The sequence below is a fragment of the Methylotenera sp. L2L1 genome, assembly GCF_000744605.1.
Classification (GTDB): Bacteria; Pseudomonadota; Gammaproteobacteria; order Burkholderiales; family Methylophilaceae; genus Methylotenera.
Map to the genome: position 1 here is coordinate 1,577,762 of NZ_JQMG01000001.1, position 18,189 is coordinate 1,595,950.

The window sequence follows — 18,189 nt, forward strand, 5'->3', positions numbered from 1 at the left end:
TTCTGAAACGGGAAGAGTATATACAAGCTCCTCCCGTTTTGCACATCTGCCATCTGTTCATGATGGACTAAAGATTAGAAGTTTTTAATGTCGTAAATTTTAATTATCGTAAAACCGAGGAGTTATTGTGTCACAAAACCTGCCCGCCATACTTGTACTAGCAGATGGAACCGTGTTTCGTGGCATGTCGATCGGAGCTTCTGGGCATGCTGTAGCTGAAGTTGTGTTTAATACTTCGATGACAGGCTACCAAGAAATATTGACAGACCCATCTTATACCAAACAAATTGTTACGCTGACTTATCCGCATATCGGAAATTACGGTGTTAATAACGAAGACGTAGAGTCTGGCAAAGTGTATGCCAGCGGTTTGGTGATTAGGGATTTGCCGCTAACACATAGTAACTTTAGAAACACCCAGTCTTTATCTGAATATTTAGTGGCTAACAACGTGGTGGCGATCGCTGATATCGACACGCGCAAACTGACCAGAATCCTACGTGAAAAAGGCGCACAAACAGGCGTTATCGTTGCTGGTGAAGCGGATGAAGCGACAGCGCTATCATTGGCCACGCATGCAATCGCTGGTTTCCCTGGTTTGGCTGGCATGGATTTAGCCAAAGTGGTGAGCTGTGAGAAATCTTATCAATTCACTGAAGGTGAGTGGGCGTTGGGTCAGGGCTTTACCCCAGCACCGCAAGAGCAGTTTCATGTAGTGGCATTTGATTACGGTGTAAAACGTAACATTCTGCGCATGCTGGTTTCACGAGGCTGTAAAGTAACTGTTCTGCCTGCACAAGCCACAGCAGAAGAGGCGTTAGCACTTAACCCTGATGGCGTGTTCTTATCAAACGGCCCAGGTGACCCAGAGCCATGTGATTACGCAATCTCTGCAATTAGAACGATTGTAGATAAAGGTGTTCCTACTTTTGGTATCTGTTTAGGGCATCAATTGTTAGCACTTGCTTCTGGTGCTAAGACGCTTAAAATGAAATTCGGTCATCATGGCGCGAACCATCCTGTGCAAGATGTTGAAACAAAGCGTGTTTATATTACCAGCCAAAACCACGGTTTTGCAGCGGATGCAGCTACTTTGCCAGCAAATGTCAAAGTAACGCATGTATCGTTGTTTGACGGCAGTTTGCAAGGCATGGCGCGTACAGATAAGCCTGCATTTAGTTTCCAAGGTCACCCAGAAGCGAGCCCAGGCCCAACTGAAATGAGTTACCTGTTCGATAAGTTTATAGACTTAATGCGGGCGCAGTAAATGGAATTCATCCAGCCATCTGTTTTTGTTGAAGATGGCTGGATGAATCATCACGCAGATTCGCGTGTATTGATGCAAAATAAATTCGTTAAAAAGTAGATCTAATGGCAAAACGTACAGACATAAAATCAATTCTTATCATCGGTGCAGGTCCAATTGTAATCGGACAAGCATGTGAATTCGACTACTCAGGCGCGCAGGCGTGTAAAGCGCTACGTGAAGAGGGTTATCGCGTTATTTTGGTTAACTCTAATCCTGCAACGATTATGACCGACCCTGAAATGGCCGATGCAACCTATATTGAGCCAGTGACTTGGCAAGTGGTTGAAAAAATTATTGAAAAAGAGCGTCCAGATGCATTGCTGCCTACTATGGGCGGTCAAACTGCGTTAAATTGCGCTTTAGATCTAGACAAGCATGGCGTGCTTGCTAAGTTTAACGTTGAGCTAATAGGCGCGTCAAAAGAGGCGATTGATAAAGCTGAAGATCGCCAAAAATTTAAAGAAGCCATGACCAAAATTGGTTTGGGTTCAGCACGTTCAGCCATTGCGCATAGCATGGAAGAAGCATTGCAAGTGCAGGCTAGTATTGGCTACCCAGCGATTATTCGCCCATCATTCACTATGGGTGGTAGCGGCGGTGGTATTGCTTACAACCGTGAAGAGTTCATCACCATTTGCGAACGTGGTTTAGATGCTTCACCTACTAATGAATTACTGATTGAAGAATCTCTACTCGGCTGGAAAGAGTACGAGATGGAAGTGGTGCGCGACTCTGCTGACAACTGCATCATTATCTGTTCAATTGAGAACTTAGATCCAATGGGCGTGCATACAGGTGACTCTATCACCGTGGCGCCAGCACAAACATTGACTGACAAAGAATACCAAATCATGCGTAACGCCTCATTGGCGGTGCTGCGTGAAATCGGCGTTGATACTGGTGGTTCAAACGTACAGTTTGCAATTAACCCAGATGATGGACGTATGATTGTGATTGAGATGAACCCGCGTGTGTCGCGTTCATCAGCACTTGCTTCAAAAGCAACAGGTTTTCCTATCGCGAAAGTAGCTGCGAAATTAGCGGTAGGCTTTACATTGGACGAATTGCGTAATGAAATTACTGGCGGTGCAACACCAGCGTCATTTGAGCCTTCAATTGACTATGTAGTGACTAAAATCCCTAGATTTGCTTTCGAGAAATTCCCCCAGGCTGACTCTCGTTTAACTACACAGATGAAATCTGTGGGTGAGGTGATGGCAATTGGCCGTACATTCCAAGAGTCACTCCAAAAAGCATTGCGCGGTCTTGAAGTTGGCGTGGATGGTTTGGACGAAAAGACAACAGATCTAGACACCATCACTAAAGAAATTGGTGTGCCGGGCCCTGAGCGTATTTGGTACGTAGGTGATGCATTCAGAATGGGTTTGAGTGTTGATGAAGTATTTAATATTTCTAAAATTGACCCATGGTTCTTAGTGCAGTTAAAGGATCTTATTGACCGTGAGCAGGCGCTAAAAGGCAAGCATATTGCAGATTTAGACAAAGCTGCCTTGCTGCAATTAAAACGCCGTGGTTTCTCTGATAGACGCCTAGCTAGATTGTTAGATACTGATCAGCATGCTGTGCGTGCTTATCGTCAGGCGTTGAGCGTGCGTCCTGTATATAAACGCGTAGATACTTGCGCGGCAGAGTTCGCAACGAATACGGCTTATATGTACTCTACTTATGAAGAAGAGTGCGAGTCTAAGCCTACAGATAAAAAGAAAATCATGGTATTAGGTGGTGGTCCCAACCGCATTGGCCAAGGGATTGAGTTTGACTACTGCTGTGTACACGCAGCATTTGCAATGCGCGAAGATGGCTATGAAACTATCATGGTGAATTGCAATCCTGAAACTGTTTCTACCGATTACGATACTTCAGATCGTTTGTACTTCGAGCCTGTCACTTTGGAAGATGTATTGGAAATCGTTGCACTGGAAAAACCAGTGGGTGTGATTGTGCAATACGGCGGACAAACGCCATTGAAATTAGCGCGTGACCTAGAAAAAGCAGGTGTGCCAATTATCGGTACAACACCAGACGCGATTGATAAAGCAGAAGACCGCGAACGTTTCCAAAAAATGTTGCAAGAGTTGGGTTTGAAACAACCACCAAACCGTACTGCCAGAACGCCGGAAGAAGCGATTCGTTTGGCAATGGAAATTGGTTACCCATTGGTGGTGCGTCCTAGTTATGTATTGGGCGGCCGCGCGATGGAAATCGTACAAGAGCAGAGCCAGCTTGAGCGCTACATGCGTGAGGCCGTTAAAGTTTCTAACGAGTCTCCAGTATTGCTTGATCGCTTCTTAAATGATGCACTTGAAGTGGATGTGGATGCATTGTCTGATGGTCAAGAAGTCATCATTGGCGGCATTATGGAGCACGTTGAACAAGCCGGCGTTCACTCTGGTGACTCAGCATGTTCGTTGCCACCATATAGTTTATCTGCTGAGTTGCAAGATGAGCTTCGCGTGCAAACTAAACAAATGGCAATGGCGCTGGGTGTGGTTGGTTTGATGAATGTGCAGTTTGCGATTCAAGGTGAAACGGTTTACGTGCTGGAAGTAAATCCTCGAGCATCTCGTACAGTGCCTTTCGTGTCTAAGGCTTGTGGCTTGCAGTTAGCTAAAGTTGCTGCACGTTGTATGGCGGGTCAAACACTTGCATCACAAAATGTGACGCGAGAAATTATTCCACCATTCTATTCAGTCAAAGAAGCGGTGTTCCCATTTATTAAGTTCCCAGGCGTAGACACGATTCTAGGTCCTGAAATGAAATCAACGGGCGAAGTGATGGGTGTAGGCAGTACTTTTGCTGAAGCTTTCTTGAAATCACAGCTTGGCGCTTCAACCAAGTTGCCTGAGGGTGGCCGCGCGTTTATTAGCGTGCGCAAAGAGGATTACCTGAAAGTCGTTGAAATTGGGCAACAACTTCACCAGTTGGGTTTTGAACTAGTGGCTACAAAGGGTACAGCATCTGCATTAGTAGAGCATGGTTTGAAAGTGCAAGCGGTTAATAAAGTAGCAGAAGGTCGCCCACATATTGTCGATATGATCAAGAATGGTGATATTAGCTTTATCGTGAACGTGACGGAAGATAAGCGTGCTGTTGCAGACTCTTATGAGATTCGTCGTTCAGCATTGCAAAATAAAGTGACGTACTACACCACCATCGCTGGTGCTAAAGCAGCGTGTATTGGTATGGCGCATATGCAAGAGTTGCAGGTAGAGTCATTGCAAAACTTGCATAAACAGCTAAGCTAAAATAAACTAAAGCTAATTAATATATAATCAATTTTACTTTTGAAACCACGCTCATGTGAGTGTGGTTTCTTTTTTATTCGAGGGTGTAGTATGGCATTGAGTCAATTTCCGGTAACTATTCGCGGTGCAGAATTGTTAAAAGAGGAATTACAGCGTTTACGTGGTGTTGATCGTCCAAATATCATTCAGGCAATTGCTGAAGCGCGTGCGCAGGGTGATTTGTCAGAAAATGCAGAATATGAATCAGCAAAAGAACGTCAAAGTTTTATTGAAGGACGCATTGCTGAACTAGAGGCAAAACTATCAAACTTGCAAATAATTGACCCGCAAACATTGAATGCAGAAGGCCGTGTTGTGTTTGGTGCAACGGTAAATATTGAAGACTTAGATTCAGGCGATAATAAAACTTATCAAATTGTTGGTGAAGATGAAGCCGATATTAAGAATGGTAAGATTTCTGTGAGCTCACCAATTGCACGTGGTTTAATTGGCAAGTCTGCAGGAGATATTGCTGAGGTTTCAGCACCTGGTGGCGTAAAAGAGTATGAAGTACTAGATGTACTGTACATTTAAATAAGGTGACGACAGTGGCTTATCGACTATCATTGATTTTAATTGCTTTATGGGCAGGTGCTTTGTGGAGCACCGGCATGAGTGCATATGTACTGTTTGATAGTCTTCAAGATAAGCAGTTGGCAGGTAGTCTTGCCGGCAAGTTATTTAATGTTGTGACCTACATTGGTTTTGCCAGTGCTTTTTATTTGCTGATTCATCGCTTAGTGCAGTTTGGTACGTCAGCGCTTAAACAGTCATTCTTTTGGGCTGTTTTTGTGATGTTGCTGTTAGTGTTGGCTGGCCATTTTGGTATTCAGCCAATTCTCGAGGGATTGAAATCTCAGGCATTTCCAGCAGATGTGATGCAGAGTGTATTTGCGGACAGGTTTAGAAACTGGCATGGTGTTGCCAGTTTAGCTTATGTGTTTGAATGTGTGCTTGCAGTCGTGATGGTGCTAAAAGCACGCTAGTGCTTAATTGTTGACTATTTCAAACGATACGGCCTGCTTTTTGTAACAGGCCGGATGTATTAAAGTTTAGGAATTACTACTTTAGCACTTTCTTTGATCGTGCTACTTGTGCGGTAAAATACCAGTTGTTTTCCAATGTGATGCACTGCAATAGCATTAGTTAGTTTGCAGACTTCATCAAACATAGCTTTGCGTGCTACACGGTCATCTCCAGCCACTTGCACTTTAATGAGCTCATGAGCGTTTAAGTTAAGTTCGATTTCTTTAACTACATTTTCCGTTAAACCATTATTGCCTATCATGACAACTGGGTTTAAGCTATGAGCAAGGCCTCGTAGGTGCGCGATTTGTTTGGTACTTAGTTTCATATTTTTTAACAGAATTAATTAGTTAACTATTTTAACACGAAGCAATGTTTATTGGATGGCAAAGTATCAACGATGAAACCTACACGTACCAGTAAAGCTTGGATGCAAGAGCATCTAAATGACCCTTATGTAAAACTTGCGCAAAAAGATGGCTATCGTGCGCGCGCTGCATATAAGTTAATGGAAATTGACGATAAAGATAAATTAATCAAGCCAGGCATGACTATCGTGGACTTGGGCTCTGCGCCAGGTAGCTGGTCTCAAGTCGCTGTTCAGCGTTTAAAAGGGCAGGGGAAAGTGATTGCACTTGATATATTGGACATGAGTCCAATTGGTGGCGTGACCTTCTTGCAGGGTGACTTTCGTGAAGAGTCTGTGCTTAGGCTGTTAGAACAAACATTAAATAATGTGAAAGTAGACCTTGTAATTGCAGATATGGCCCCCAATATCAGTGGGGTGAAAGATGTAGATCAAGCAGGTGCCGCCTATTTAACAGAGTTGGCACTGGATTTTAGTAAAGAATGGTTGAAACCAAGTGGAAACTTTTTGGTCAAGGTATTTATAGGTGCAGGTTTCGAAGAAATTTTGCAAAATATGCGTCAAATGTTTGATAAAGTAGTGACCCGTAAGCCAAAAGCATCGCGTGATAGAAGCAGTGAAGTTTATTTGCTAGGAATAGGTCGTAAACCTTAAAAAATTGGGTTAAACTGCTTTTGTAAGACCTAAAATACTTAAGAAATTTAAGCGTAATAGTTGTTGATAAAAGGATAAAGATTTTGAACAACGTGTTTAAGAATGTTGCTATTTGGTTAGCAATCGCCATGATACTGATGGCGGTATTTAACTTGTCTGGCGTTAAAGGTAACGCAGACAACCAAATTGTATATTCACAATTTATTCAAGACGTTAAAGACGGGCGCATTGCTAAAGTGCAAATTGATGGACGTGTTTTGCGCGGTACTACCCAAGATGGTAAAAAATTCAATACCTACGCACCTTCTGACCCATGGTTAGTGTCTGACCTGCTTAAATACAATGTAGCGGTTGAGTCTAAACCTGAAGAAGAGCAGTCATTGCTCATGAGTATTTTTGTGTCATGGTTCCCTATGATTTTACTCATCGGTGTTTGGATTTTCTTTATGCGCCAAATGCAAGGTGGCGGTAAAGGTGGCGGTCCATTTTCTTTTGGTAAGAGTAAAGCCCGCCAGTTAGATGAAGGTAATAATCACACTACTTTTGCTGATGTCGCAGGATGCGATGAGGCAAAAGAAGAGGTATTTGAACTGGTAGAGTTTTTGCGTGATCCGTCGAAATTCCAGAAGCTAGGTGGTCGTATTCCACGTGGTGTATTAATGGTGGGCCCGCCAGGTACAGGTAAGACCTTACTGGCGCGTGCGATTGCTGGTGAAGCTAAAGTTCCTTTCTTTACAATTTCAGGTTCTGATTTCGTAGAGATGTTTGTGGGTGTTGGTGCGTCACGTGTACGTGATATGTTTGAAACTGCTAAAAAGAATTCACCATGCATCATCTTTATTGATGAGATTGATGCGGTTGGTCGTAGCCGTGGTGCCGGTACCGGTGGTGGTAATGATGAGCGTGAGCAAACACTGAACCAAATGCTGGTTGAAATGGATGGCTTTGAAGCTAACTCTGGCGTGATTGTGATTGCGGCTACTAACCGCGCTGATGTATTAGATAAAGCGTTGTTACGTCCAGGTCGTTTTGACCGTCAAGTGATGGTAGGCTTGCCGGATATTAAAGGCCGTGAGCAGATTTTATTAGTGCATATGCGTAAAGTGCCGATTGATCCTGATGTAAAAGCGGATATCTTGGCACGCGGTACCCCTGGCTTTAGTGGCGCGGATTTAGCAAACCTTGTGAATGAGTCTGCATTGTTTGCGGCACGCCGTAACAAGCGTACTGTAGATATGCAAGATTTCGAAGATGCTAAAGATAAGATTTTCATGGGTCCTGAGCGTAAATCCATGGTGATGCGTGAAGATGAGCGTCGTAATACTGCTTACCACGAGTCTGGTCACGCAGTGGTTGCTAAATTGCTACCAAAAGCTGACCCTGTCCATAAGGTAACGATTATGCCGCGTGGTTGGGCATTAGGTTTAACTTGGCAGTTACCCGAATTTGACCGTATCAGTAACTACAAAGACAAGATGCTGGAAGAGATTTCTATTTTGTTTGGTGGCCGTATTGCAGAAGAAATCTTTATGCATCAAATGTCTACAGGTGCGTCAAACGACTTTGAGCGTGCGACAAAACTGGCGCGAGACATGGTGACACGTTATGGTATGAGTGATGCAATGGGCACCATGGTCTATACCGGAAGTGAGCAGGATTCATTTTTTGGCAGCATGAGCTCTAAAACCGTTTCAGAAGCGACCCAACAAAAAGTTGACGCTGAGATTCGCCGTATTTTAGATGAGCAATATAATATTGCGCGTAGGTTGCTGGAAGATAATCGCGATAAAGTTGAGGCAATGACGGCTGCTTTGTTAGAGTACGAGACCATTGATGCTGATCAGATCAATGACATCATGGCTGGTGAGCCTGTGAGAGAGCCTAAGCCTAGGCAAGCTAAAGTGCCGCCGGCTAGTGATGCAGGCTCCTCTGGACCAAGTGCAGCACCAACAGGAGCGCCTCAGCATAGCGCAAACACCTAATGGGATACTAATTCCAAGTTGTTAATGTAAGTTGATTACTTCGTAATCTTTAAAAAAAGGCTAGAACGTATCTAGCCTTTTTTATTGTCCAGAATCTTGCATAACTCCAGCAGGCTTGATGCGTCTTCAGGCTTAACTACCTATCTGGATTTGTGAGTGATTGGTTTTACGCGCTAACGGCTTTTATTAGGATTCAGTATAATTAGCATATGCAAACTCAATATCAATTTAATTGCGGTAAATACCAGCTTAACTTAAATCGCCCTCACGTGATGGGAATTGTTAATGTGACGCCTGACTCATTTTCTGATGGCGGTATATATTCCAGCACTGATCTAGCGATAGCACATGGTTTAGAGTTAATTGCAGAAGGTGCTGATATTTTGGATATCGGTGGCGAGTCTACAAGGCCAGGTGCCCCCCCTGTGAGTCTGGATGAAGAGTTAAGACGAGTAATGCCTGTCATTGAGGCGTTAGCTGCGGTTTCAACCGTGCCACTGTCGATTGATACTTATAAGCCAGAAGTCATGCGTAGAGCGATTGCGGCAGGTATTGATATCGTGAATGATGTGCGTGCACTACAAGAAGATGACGCCATTGAAATAGTCGCTAATAGTGATGTTGGTGTGTGTTTGATGCACATGCAAGGCATGCCACAAACCATGCAGTTAGCACCAAGCTATCAGGACGTTGTCAGTGAAGTGTTGCAGTTTTTAACTGATAGAATGCATATAGTGACTTCGGCTGGAATTGCGATAGATCGTATCGTGTTAGACCCTGGCTTTGGCTTTGGAAAAACCACGGCACATAATATTGCACTGATACAGCATTTGACTGAGATTGGCGCTATTGGAAGGCCTTTGCTGGTAGGATTGTCACGTAAATCCGTATTAGGGAAAATTGCAGGTGGCGATGAGCAGCAACGTTTACATGCCGGTCTTGCCGCTTCGGTAATCTCTGCAATGAAGGGTGCTAAGATTGTGCGTGTACATGACGTTAAAGCGACAGTTGATGCACTGAAAGTTGTGACGGCTGTGATGCCAGTTTAATTTGCACATGTGTTAGCAAATACTTTAAAGAAAGTGCTTGGAAGAGATAGTGATGAGTAAAAAATACTTTGGTACAGATGGTATTCGTGGGCGCGTAGGAGATGCATTAATTACGCCGGAGTTTGTGATGCGTTTAGGTTATGCGGCAGGACGCGTGCTGACCAGTATTGATAGTCATTTAGCTAAAGGCGCACACCCTGCGGTGTTAATCGGTAAAGACACTCGAATTTCTGGCTATATGCTTGAAGCAGCATTGGAGGCAGGTTTATCAGCAGCGGGTGTAGATGTTTTGTTGACAGGGCCTATGCCAACACCAGGAGTTGCTTATTTAACGCGTGCGTTGAGAGCGCAGGCCGGTATTGTTATTTCTGCATCACATAATCCTTATTACGATAACGGCATTAAGTTCTTCTCAAGTCTGGGTACCAAGTTGCCTGACGATGTTGAACATGCAATTGAGGCTGCGCTTGACGAGCCAATGCAGGTGATGGAATCAGCTAAGCTCGGTAAGGCACGTCGTATTGATGATGCAGCAGGCCGTTATGTTGAGTTCTGTAAAAGTACCTTTCCTAACCAATTAGATTTACGTGGATTAAAAATTGTTTTGGATTGCGCGCATGGTGCTACTTATCATGTGGCTCCTCCAGTGTTTCATGAACTGGGTGCGGAAATTGTTGTCATCGGCAACCACCCTGATGGCTTAAATATTAATGAAAAAGTAGGGTCTACCCATCCACAAGCGCTACAAAAAGCGGTTGTGGAGCATCAGGCCGACTTAGGAATTGCTTTTGATGGTGATGGTGACCGAGTGATGATGGTTGATCATGATGGGCGATTGTTAGATGGCGATCAGTTACTTTATATTATTGCTGCAGCGCGTCAGCAGGTTGGTGTATTGCAGGGTGGCGTAGCTGGTACACTGATGACGAATTTAGCGTTGGAACATAAACTTGCCATGATGAATATTCCTTTTTCCCGTGCAAAAGTAGGTGATCGCTATGTACTTGAACTGCTGAACCAAAATAACTGGCAATTAGGTGGTGAGAACTCTGGGCATATCTTAACCTTAGATAAACATAGTAGTGGGGATGGCATTGTCGCAGCCTTGCAAGTGTTGCATGCGGTGATTCAGAGTGAAAAAACATTAAGTGAGCTGGGTGCTGGTTTGTCGCTTTACCCACAAGTGTTAATTAACGTGACCACTAAGCAGAAGATTGATTTGAATAATGCGCTGATCCAAGATGCGGTGAAGCAGGCCGAGGTAGAATTAAAAGACTCAGGTCGTGTTTTGTTGAGAGCTTCAGGGACTGAACCAAAGATTCGTGTGATGGTAGAGGGTGAAAATCAGGTACAAGTCAAAGCATTAGCCCAAGCTATCGCTGATGTAGTTAACCAAGTTGCATCTTAGCCTACTGTTTGTGCTTATTGTTTTATTGGCTTTAGTAGGTCACCACGGTAACGTTAGGACAATCTAGCTAAACAGGCCTAATTTACGGCTAACCATGTGTTTAATCGTTTCACTAGCTTGTTGAGTTGAGCATCGTATTTTTGTGTTCAATTCAACAAAGCTTCATTTATTCTTCATCAATTCTTCATATTCCAATGACAAGCTAGCTCCAGTTTAACTAACATTGGAGGTGAATGATGACATCTAGAATGCGATTGTATTTAAATCGTATGCACCAGTTAGATAGCAATGTATGTGTAGCAGTTAATCATACAAGCCGATATAAACTAGTGCGTGATGGTTTTAGAATAGCCAGCCGATTAGGTGATGGTGTGTTCTGGTACGTGCTGATGATGACAATCTTGCTTATCAAAGGCAGCGATGGTTTGGTCCCTGTGTTGCATATGGGGTTGGCAGGGTTATCTGGTACGTTGCTGTATAAGTGGTTAAAAGGTAAAACTCTGCGCCCACGGCCATATGAAGTTAGGCAGGATATCTGGTTAACCGGGACGCCACTTGATAAATTTAGTTTTCCATCAGGGCATACCTTACACGCGGTTGTGTTTAGTGCGGTGGCTTTAAGTTACTACCCTCAACTGTCATTTGTATTGGTACCCTTTACGCTGATGGTTGGGTTATCACGAGTTGTCTTAGGATTGCACTATCCTAGCGATGTATTAGCTGGTGCTGCGATAGGCGTAGCGTTAGCGATGCTATCTTTCTTAGTTATTTAGTTATACTTGGTTATTTAGTCATATACCACATCTTTGGTGTATGCTTTAGTCACCAATTCATGACAAGTGTTTTGGTTTAATGAAGTATTGCACAGGCTGTGGGTGTGTTTGACGTAAGTGATTTAAACAAGCTTCGCGCCAGAGTTCTAACTCATCTATGCTGACATTCTTCAGTTCAGCTTCATAAGCCGGTTGGCTTCCGTTAAGTACTTTACCAATATCAGCCAACGCCATCTGCGTTTTTGCTACGTAGTAAATAAAGTTGTTGTTAACTTGCCGGTCAATCAAGTGTGCAACTCTGTGAATCAGCTGCGGTAGCTTGATGCTTCTTAATAACCTATCACCCAATGCTAGGCGTTTAATTGCGGTGCTAGTGATATGCTCATCACAGTTAAAGTGCGCTGAAATAAATCTCGTCATGATAACGCTGTGCTTTGTGAGCAAAGCATGGGGAGAGGTGTTTAGCAGTGGTGCTAAATACGCATCCATTGCCCATTCAGAAGTAATATGGGTGAACATCGTATTTTTAAACCACATAGCTTCATGTGCTGGTACAAAATGATGATGTGCAATCACATCGATATATAAATGACTTGCATAGCCGATTGCTATCGCAGTTTCTTCGTCAGATTCTGCGGCATTGATTAGCTGGTGTGCATTTCCCCATAAATGGGTTTTTTTAAAATGTTGATGAATCAGCGCCAAATCAGGAATACATGCACCAGCCATGACTAGATCTGGGAATTTTTTAATCGCCCTTTGCAATTTAGGATCTAATAATGGCATAGCCCATAATAATGATTGCGCAAAATAAAGATGGGTAAATAGTCCCCATGCATTTGCATCAGCTGAATATGCACAACATGGTAGCCACCAGTAGTATTTTTTGATGAAGGCTGGTATTTGCATACCGGCCACTGTGCCAATGAGATGTGATGCTAATATGACATTGTGATGATGTTTTTATGTAGCGGATAATCAGGTCTGGTTATCTATAGTTATTCATGAAACTGTCATATAGCGTGTTTATATTGTTGATGACGAAATAGAATTTATTAACAGATAGGTGAACAACACATATGAAAATACTATTCATTTCTGATGTATATTTTCCACGTATCAATGGCGTATCAACTTCAATTAGAACCTTTGTTGAGCAGATGCAAGGCTTAGGACATGAAGTACATTTAATCGCACCAGACTATGGCATTTCCTCTCAAGATGAATCTTGGATCAAACGCATACCAGCACGCAGCATTTATTTTGACCCTGAAGACAAATTAATGAAATATGGAGAGGCAATGCAACGCCTACCAGGATTACGTCGGGAAAAATATGACATTGTGCATGTGCATACTCCTTTTGTGGCTCACTATTTGGGGCTTGAATTAGCGCGCGAGTTAAATGTGCCATGTGTGGAAACTTACCATACATTTTTTGAAGATTACTTACATCATTACTTGCCATGGATACCAAAACCAATGGCACGTGGGATGGCTAGAATGATTTCTAAGCGGCAATGTAATGCTGTCGATGCGATTGTTGCGCCATCCCAGCCCATGCTCGATGTACTACGAGGCTATGGCGTAAATGTTAGCGCTGAAGTGGTCCCCACAGGTTTGCAAATGCAGAGCTTTAAGGCTGCTGATGGTAAGGTGTTTAGACAAAGGTACGGGATTCCTTTAGAGCGACCCATGCTCTTATATGTAGGTCGAGTGGCATTTGAAAAAAATATTGCATTCTTGCTCGAAATGGCGAATGTGTTAGTTAAAGAAGTGCCTGATGTATTACTAGTGATCACCGGTGAGGGGCCAGCTGAGGCAAGTTTGCATAAACTGACACAGCAACTCGGCATCTCGAATAACGTTAAGTTTATTGGCTATTTAGATCGTGAACGTGAGCTAAATGCTTGTTATCAGGCTGCAGATGTATTTGTGTTTGCCTCAAAAAGTGAAACACAAGGTCTTGTACTGCTGGAAGCCATGGCACAAGGCACACCAGTTGTAGCGATTGCTGAGCTTGGTACTGCGTCAATATTGGTGAATGGCGAGGGCGCACTGATTGCACCTGATCATGTTGTTGGATTTGCTGATAAAGTGAAGCATTTATTGATGTACCCTGAGGAGCGATTTGAGCTGGGGCAGCGCGCCAGCGCTTATGTGCTTGCTAAGTGGACTGCATCAATACAGGCAGAGCGGATGGTGCAGTTTTACGCCGAGATTATGCATGCTAGAGCCGCTGCTAATAAGCGTAGCCAGCTAACTATTTCTCAGAAACATGTTGTGATTGATTAAAAGCTAATTTGTACCCGCTAGCGTAAGCGGCGCTAAATAATAAAGGCCAACAATGTTGGCCTTTATTATTTGGGAAACTAGTCGATTTGGTGAGTATTATTTAACTATACTTATCAATCATCTGATAAAGCTAGTTAGCCGAATTTACCAGTAATATAATCTTCAGTTTCTTTACGGGTAGGGCGTGTGAAGATGCGGTCAGTCTCACCATGTTCAATCAGCTCGCCTAAGTACATATAGGCCGTGTAATCAGAAACACGCGCGGCTTGTTGCATGTTGTGGGTCACTACAAGAATTGTTAGCTTGTTGCGTAACTCACTCATCAACTCTTCAATATTAGCGGTCGCGATTGGGTCTAATGCTGAGGTAGGCTCATCAAACAGCATGATTTCAGGGTCAGTTGCCAATGCACGTGCAATGCATAAACGTTGTTGCTGGCCGCCTGATAAATTGAAGGCTAGGTCTTGCAATCTGTCTTTTACTTCATTCCACAGTGCAGCACCTTTTAATGCCTCTTCTACTTTATCATCCACCACGCGTCTGTTTTTTTCACCACGCACACGTAAACCGTAAGCTACATTTTCGTAAATAGATTTTGGAAATGGATTCGGTTTTTGAAACACCATGCTAATGCGCATGCGCACTTCAATCGGGTCTACATTTTTTTCTAGAATATTGGTGTCATCAGGATGCATGATGATCTGACCCTCATACTTATTGCCAGGGTATAAATCATGCATACGGTTAAAGCAACGTAAAAATGTAGATTTACCGCAACCAGACGGTCCAATCAGCGCAGTAATTTTGTTTTCATACAAAGGCATAGAAACGTTTTTTACTGCATTGTGTCCACCGTTATAAAAAAAACTGAGGTTACGTGCTTCAGCTTTTACTGGTGTAATTGATGTCATCATGAGAATTTAGATTCCTGTTGATAAATATAGAGATAAGTCGTGCACTACCATTTAATGTTTTTACGCATTTTGTAACGCATTCTGATGGCGAAACCATTCATGATGAGCGTGACTAAGATGATGATTACACCTGCTGCTGCTGCGTTAACATGGAATGCTTCACTTGGACGTGATAACCAGCTAAACATCTGAATCGGTAATACGGTGAAGCCTGATGATAGCCAGTCAAAGTTAAGGAACGGTGCTGCTGTAGTCACTGGCGATGGCGGTAAGAATGCAATGAATGTCAGTGCGCCAATGGTAATGATCGGTGCAGTTTCTCCAATAGCACGCGCCATACCGATGATGACACCAGTGAGAATGCCGCCGAAAGAGTATTTAATGACGTGGTCATATACGACTTGCCACTTGGTTGCGCCCACAGCGTAAGCTGCTTCACGTATCGCAATCGGGATGCTACGTATTGACTCACGGGTTGCAACGATCACGACAGGTAAAATCAATAAACCGAGCGTAAGACCCGCTGTGATGATACTTTGACCTAGGTCTAGAATATACACAAATAAGCCAAGTGCCAGTAAGCCGTAAATAATAGAAGGCACCGCAGCTAAGTTTGATACGTTGATTTCAATCAGATCTGAGAACCAATTTTTTGGTGCGTACTCTTCAAGGTAAATCGCAGCCATGACGCCCATCGGTACTGCCGATAAGAAAGTCACTAACATAACCAGCGATGAGCCAACTAATGCTGATAATAACCCAGCACTAGAGGCGCGGCGTGATGGGAAGTCTGTATAGAAGCTTAAAGATAATAACTTAGGATAGCCTTGAAGGATTAAATCAATAAACAGCGTTAATAGTGTGATGAGACCGACCATTAAGCACAATAAGCCAATGATAGAGAAAATATAGTCATTGAGCTTGTGCCGATGAATCATGGCACGCACTTCATGAAGGTTTTTAGTTTGATGATTGTTCATTTTAATATCTCTCGCTATATTTCTTGCGTGTAATGTGGCCGATAATATTGAGCGTCAGTGTCATCAGCATCAGAACCAAGCCGGCTGCAAAAATACTTTGGTAGCCAATACTACCGTGCGGCAAATCACCCATCGCTACTTGTACGATGTAAGCCGTAATCGTGGCAGCAGCATCCATCGGGTTAAATGTTAAGTTTGGCTGTTGGCCTGCGGCGATTGCTACGACCATAGTCTCACCAATTGCACGTGAGATACCTAAAATATAAGCGGCCACAATGCCGGAAACCGCGGCAGGGGTTACCACCCTAATTGCCGTTTGAAAGCGCGTCGCACCCATGGCATAAGAGCCTTCGCGCATGCTCATTGGTACTGCACGCATGGCATCCTCAGATAGTGATGCGATGTATGGAATAATCATAATGCCGATCACGATGCCTGAGCTCAACATATTAAAAGTTGGCAAGCCTGGCATTATTTTTTGTAAAAGTGGTGTGATAAATAGCAACGCAAAAAAGCCAAATACAATGGTTGGCACACCTGCGAGTAACTCTAGAATTGGTTTCACTGTTTCGCGCACGCGGTGTGATGCAAACTCTGAAAGGTAGATTGCACTAATTGTGCCAATTGGCACCGCAATCAGCAGCGCAACGCCTGTCACGGTGATTGTGCCAGAAACTAACGGTAAGATGCCGTAGCGTGGGTTTTCAAATAATGGCGTCCACACTGTGTCGGTTAAGAACGCTGTTACAGAGACATGTTCAAAGAAGCCATAAGATTCATATAATAGAATACCCATAATCGCGGCAGTCGTTAATACTGCAGAGAATGCTGCCAGCATTAAAATGAATTCAATTACCCGTTCTTTTAAGTGGCGATTGAAGTTCTTAGATAAGCGGTCACTGATTTGAGGGGTTAATGGGTTATTCAACACTTGGGTTACCGTATTCACGTTATATACACCAGCCAGTTTATATTATTTGTAAAACGACACTTGTAAGAAATGCATCAATAAATGCACATTTCAAACAAGTGTCAGTTAAGCATACTATTTAATACGTGCTAGTAACTCTTCAATTTTTACACCAACTTCAGATTTTCCACCAAAGCCAGTACCTGGTTTAAGTGCTTTCCAGTGAGTAATCACTGCTTTTTGCTCTTTAGCCGGTAGTGCAACGTATTTTACTTCTTCAATGAGTGGTTTGCTATTTTCAAGGTAGTAGTTAACAAATGCTTTAACTTCTGGTTTAAAAGCTGCCGCCGTTGCATTCACGTAAATAAAGATAGGACGTGCTAATGGTTGATAAGTGCCATCTTCAATAGATGCTTTAGAAGGCAATACAGCAGGTTTTCCAGCTTTTTCGATAATCGCAACAGCTGTTAATTTATCTTGATTTTCTTCGTAGTAAGCATAACCAAAATAGCCTAAGCCACCTTTGTCACCTACCACACCTTTAACCAAGACATTGTCATCTTCAGAAGCAGTGAAGTCACCACGGCTTGATTTTGCTTTACCAACGATTGCTTCAGTAAAGTAGTCAAAAGTACCTGAGTCAGCACCTGGACCAAATAGTTTTACTGGCATGTTTGGCCATGCAGGGTTTACTTGATTCCAAGTTTTTACTTTACCTTGTGCCGCTGGTTCCCACAGTTTTTTCAGTTCTGCTGCGGTCATTTTTTTTGCGAAATCATTTTGTGGGTTAATGACCACGGTCAAAGCATCATAAGCTACTGGCAGTTCAATAAACTGTACACCAGCCTCTTTACAAGCATCAATTTCTTTTTGCAAAATAGGGCGTGAAGCATTTTGCACGTCGGTTTCACCGCGGCAGAATTTCTTGAAGCCGCCGCCAGTACCTGAGATACCAACGGTTACTTTTGTTTTTGTTGCTTTTTGAAACTCTTCAGCAACTGCTTCTGTGATTGGGTAAACGGTGCTTGAACCATCGATTTTAACGATTTTCTCAGCAGCCATTGACATAGTCGGTAGTGCAAATAATGATGCAACTAAACCGGCAATTGATGAGTATTTGGTAAACTGGTATTGCATTTATTGCTCCTTATGAGAGTAGTCAGTTGTTAAACTGTACATATCATATGAACCTAATGTGACAATATAATGACAAAAATT

General features: G+C 43.1%; 16 protein-coding genes. 10 read left to right on the top strand and 6 right to left on the bottom strand.

Annotation, left to right across the window (positions count from 1 at the left end; genetic code table 11):
* Positions 1–127 precede the first annotated feature (127 nt).
* The 4 genes from carA to FG24_RS07600 all read left to right on the top strand — a co-directional run bounded on the left by carA (position 128) and on the right by FG24_RS07600 (position 5,600).
* Positions 128–1,267 carry a glutamine-hydrolyzing carbamoyl-phosphate synthase small subunit gene (gene carA / locus FG24_RS07585; RefSeq protein ID WP_036302327.1) on the top strand — a complete coding sequence of 380 codons (1,140 nt, stop codon included), beginning with the start codon at positions 128–130 and terminating at the stop codon, positions 1,265–1,267.
* A gap of 104 nt (positions 1,268–1,371) precedes the next feature.
* On the top strand, positions 1,372–4,575 hold the full coding sequence (carB, locus tag FG24_RS07590) for a carbamoyl-phosphate synthase large subunit (RefSeq protein ID WP_036302328.1): 3,204 nt from the start codon (positions 1,372–1,374) through the stop codon (positions 4,573–4,575).
* A 90-nt stretch (positions 4,576–4,665) separates the two neighbouring features.
* Positions 4,666–5,148 (top strand): transcription elongation factor GreA, encoded by a 483-nt coding sequence (greA, locus tag FG24_RS07595; RefSeq protein ID WP_019897722.1) that lies wholly within the window; start codon positions 4,666–4,668, stop codon positions 5,146–5,148.
* 14 nt (positions 5,149–5,162) lie between these two features.
* Positions 5,163–5,600, top strand: coding sequence for a DUF4149 domain-containing protein (locus tag FG24_RS07600; RefSeq protein ID WP_036302329.1), 438 nt, complete (start codon positions 5,163–5,165; stop codon positions 5,598–5,600).
* Positions 5,601–5,659: 59 nt separating this feature from the next.
* Here the strand turns inward: FG24_RS07600 and yhbY are convergent, their stop codons facing one another.
* Entirely contained in the window at positions 5,660–5,968 is a 309-nt protein-coding gene (yhbY, locus tag FG24_RS07605; RefSeq protein WP_036302331.1) for a ribosome assembly RNA-binding protein YhbY, read from the bottom strand.
* A 72-nt stretch (positions 5,969–6,040) separates the two neighbouring features.
* Between yhbY and rlmE the strand changes: the two genes are divergently transcribed.
* From rlmE to FG24_RS07630, 5 genes are all read left to right on the top strand, one after another.
* Positions 6,041–6,661 (top strand): 23S rRNA (uridine(2552)-2'-O)-methyltransferase RlmE, encoded by a 621-nt coding sequence (gene rlmE / locus FG24_RS07610; protein WP_036304086.1) that lies wholly within the window; start codon positions 6,041–6,043, stop codon positions 6,659–6,661.
* An 83-nt stretch (positions 6,662–6,744) separates the two neighbouring features.
* Positions 6,745–8,643: an ATP-dependent zinc metalloprotease FtsH gene (gene ftsH, locus FG24_RS07615; RefSeq protein WP_036302332.1), complete on the top strand. Its 1,899-nt coding sequence runs from the start codon at positions 6,745–6,747 to the stop codon at positions 8,641–8,643.
* A 209-nt stretch (positions 8,644–8,852) separates the two neighbouring features.
* Positions 8,853–9,692 carry a dihydropteroate synthase gene (folP, locus tag FG24_RS07620; protein WP_036302333.1) on the top strand — a complete coding sequence of 280 codons (840 nt, stop codon included), beginning with the start codon at positions 8,853–8,855 and terminating at the stop codon, positions 9,690–9,692.
* 52 nt (positions 9,693–9,744) lie between these two features.
* The gene (glmM, locus tag FG24_RS07625; protein ID WP_036302335.1) at positions 9,745–11,100 is read left to right on the top strand and encodes a phosphoglucosamine mutase; all 1,356 of its coding nucleotides are present in this window, start codon (positions 9,745–9,747) and stop codon (positions 11,098–11,100) included.
* A 236-nt stretch (positions 11,101–11,336) separates the two neighbouring features.
* Complete coding sequence (locus tag FG24_RS07630) at positions 11,337–11,873, top strand: phosphatase PAP2 family protein (protein ID WP_036302336.1); 537 nt, start codon at positions 11,337–11,339, stop codon at positions 11,871–11,873.
* A 57-nt stretch (positions 11,874–11,930) separates the two neighbouring features.
* On the opposite strand, the gene FG24_RS07635 is transcribed toward FG24_RS07630, so the two are convergent.
* Positions 11,931–12,782: a zinc dependent phospholipase C family protein gene (locus FG24_RS07635; RefSeq protein WP_036302337.1), complete on the bottom strand. Its 852-nt coding sequence runs from the start codon at positions 12,780–12,782 to the stop codon at positions 11,931–11,933.
* Between the two features lie 170 nt (positions 12,783–12,952).
* Between FG24_RS07635 and FG24_RS07640 the strand changes: the two genes are divergently transcribed.
* On the top strand, positions 12,953–14,167 hold the full coding sequence (locus FG24_RS07640) for a glycosyltransferase (RefSeq protein WP_036302339.1): 1,215 nt from the start codon (positions 12,953–12,955) through the stop codon (positions 14,165–14,167).
* A 134-nt stretch (positions 14,168–14,301) separates the two neighbouring features.
* Here FG24_RS07640 and pstB read toward each other — a convergent pair whose 3' ends face one another.
* The 4 genes from pstB to FG24_RS07660 form a co-directional block, all read right to left on the bottom strand.
* Entirely contained in the window at positions 14,302–15,081 is a 780-nt protein-coding gene (gene pstB / locus FG24_RS07645) for a phosphate ABC transporter ATP-binding protein PstB (RefSeq protein ID WP_036302340.1), read from the bottom strand.
* 44 nt (positions 15,082–15,125) lie between these two features.
* On the bottom strand, positions 15,126–16,061 hold the full coding sequence (gene pstA / locus FG24_RS07650) for a phosphate ABC transporter permease PstA (protein WP_036302342.1): 936 nt from the start codon (positions 16,059–16,061) through the stop codon (positions 15,126–15,128).
* Between the two features lies 1 nt (position 16,062).
* The gene (pstC, locus tag FG24_RS07655) at positions 16,063–17,010 is read right to left on the bottom strand and encodes a phosphate ABC transporter permease subunit PstC (RefSeq protein WP_036302343.1); all 948 of its coding nucleotides are present in this window, start codon (positions 17,008–17,010) and stop codon (positions 16,063–16,065) included.
* 96 nt (positions 17,011–17,106) lie between these two features.
* The gene (locus FG24_RS07660) at positions 17,107–18,108 is read right to left on the bottom strand and encodes a PstS family phosphate ABC transporter substrate-binding protein (protein WP_036302344.1); all 1,002 of its coding nucleotides are present in this window, start codon (positions 18,106–18,108) and stop codon (positions 17,107–17,109) included.
* Positions 18,109–18,189: the final 81 nt, after the last annotated feature.

Coding starts and splice junctions, on each gene's coding strand:
- rlmE (WP_036304086.1), top strand. CDS start 6,041: ATGAAACCTACACGTACCAGTAAAGCTTGGATGCAAGAGCATCTAAAT.
- glmM (WP_036302335.1), top strand. CDS start 9,745: ATGAGTAAAAAATACTTTGGTACAGATGGTATTCGTGGGCGCGTAGGA.
- FG24_RS07635 (WP_036302337.1), bottom strand. CDS start 12,782: ATGCAAATACCAGCCTTCATCAAAAAATACTACTGGTGGCTACCATGT.
- FG24_RS07660 (WP_036302344.1), bottom strand. CDS start 18,108: ATGCAATACCAGTTTACCAAATACTCATCAATTGCCGGTTTAGTTGCA.
- pstB (WP_036302340.1), bottom strand. CDS start 15,081: ATGATGACATCAATTACACCAGTAAAAGCTGAAGCACGTAACCTCAGT.
- greA (WP_019897722.1), top strand. CDS start 4,666: ATGGCATTGAGTCAATTTCCGGTAACTATTCGCGGTGCAGAATTGTTA.
- carB (WP_036302328.1), top strand. CDS start 1,372: ATGGCAAAACGTACAGACATAAAATCAATTCTTATCATCGGTGCAGGT.
- pstA (WP_036302342.1), bottom strand. CDS start 16,061: ATGAACAATCATCAAACTAAAAACCTTCATGAAGTGCGTGCCATGATT.
- FG24_RS07630 (WP_036302336.1), top strand. CDS start 11,337: ATGACATCTAGAATGCGATTGTATTTAAATCGTATGCACCAGTTAGAT.
- folP (WP_036302333.1), top strand. CDS start 8,853: ATGCAAACTCAATATCAATTTAATTGCGGTAAATACCAGCTTAACTTA.
- yhbY (WP_036302331.1), bottom strand. CDS start 5,968: ATGAAACTAAGTACCAAACAAATCGCGCACCTACGAGGCCTTGCTCAT.
- FG24_RS07640 (WP_036302339.1), top strand. CDS start 12,953: ATGAAAATACTATTCATTTCTGATGTATATTTTCCACGTATCAATGGC.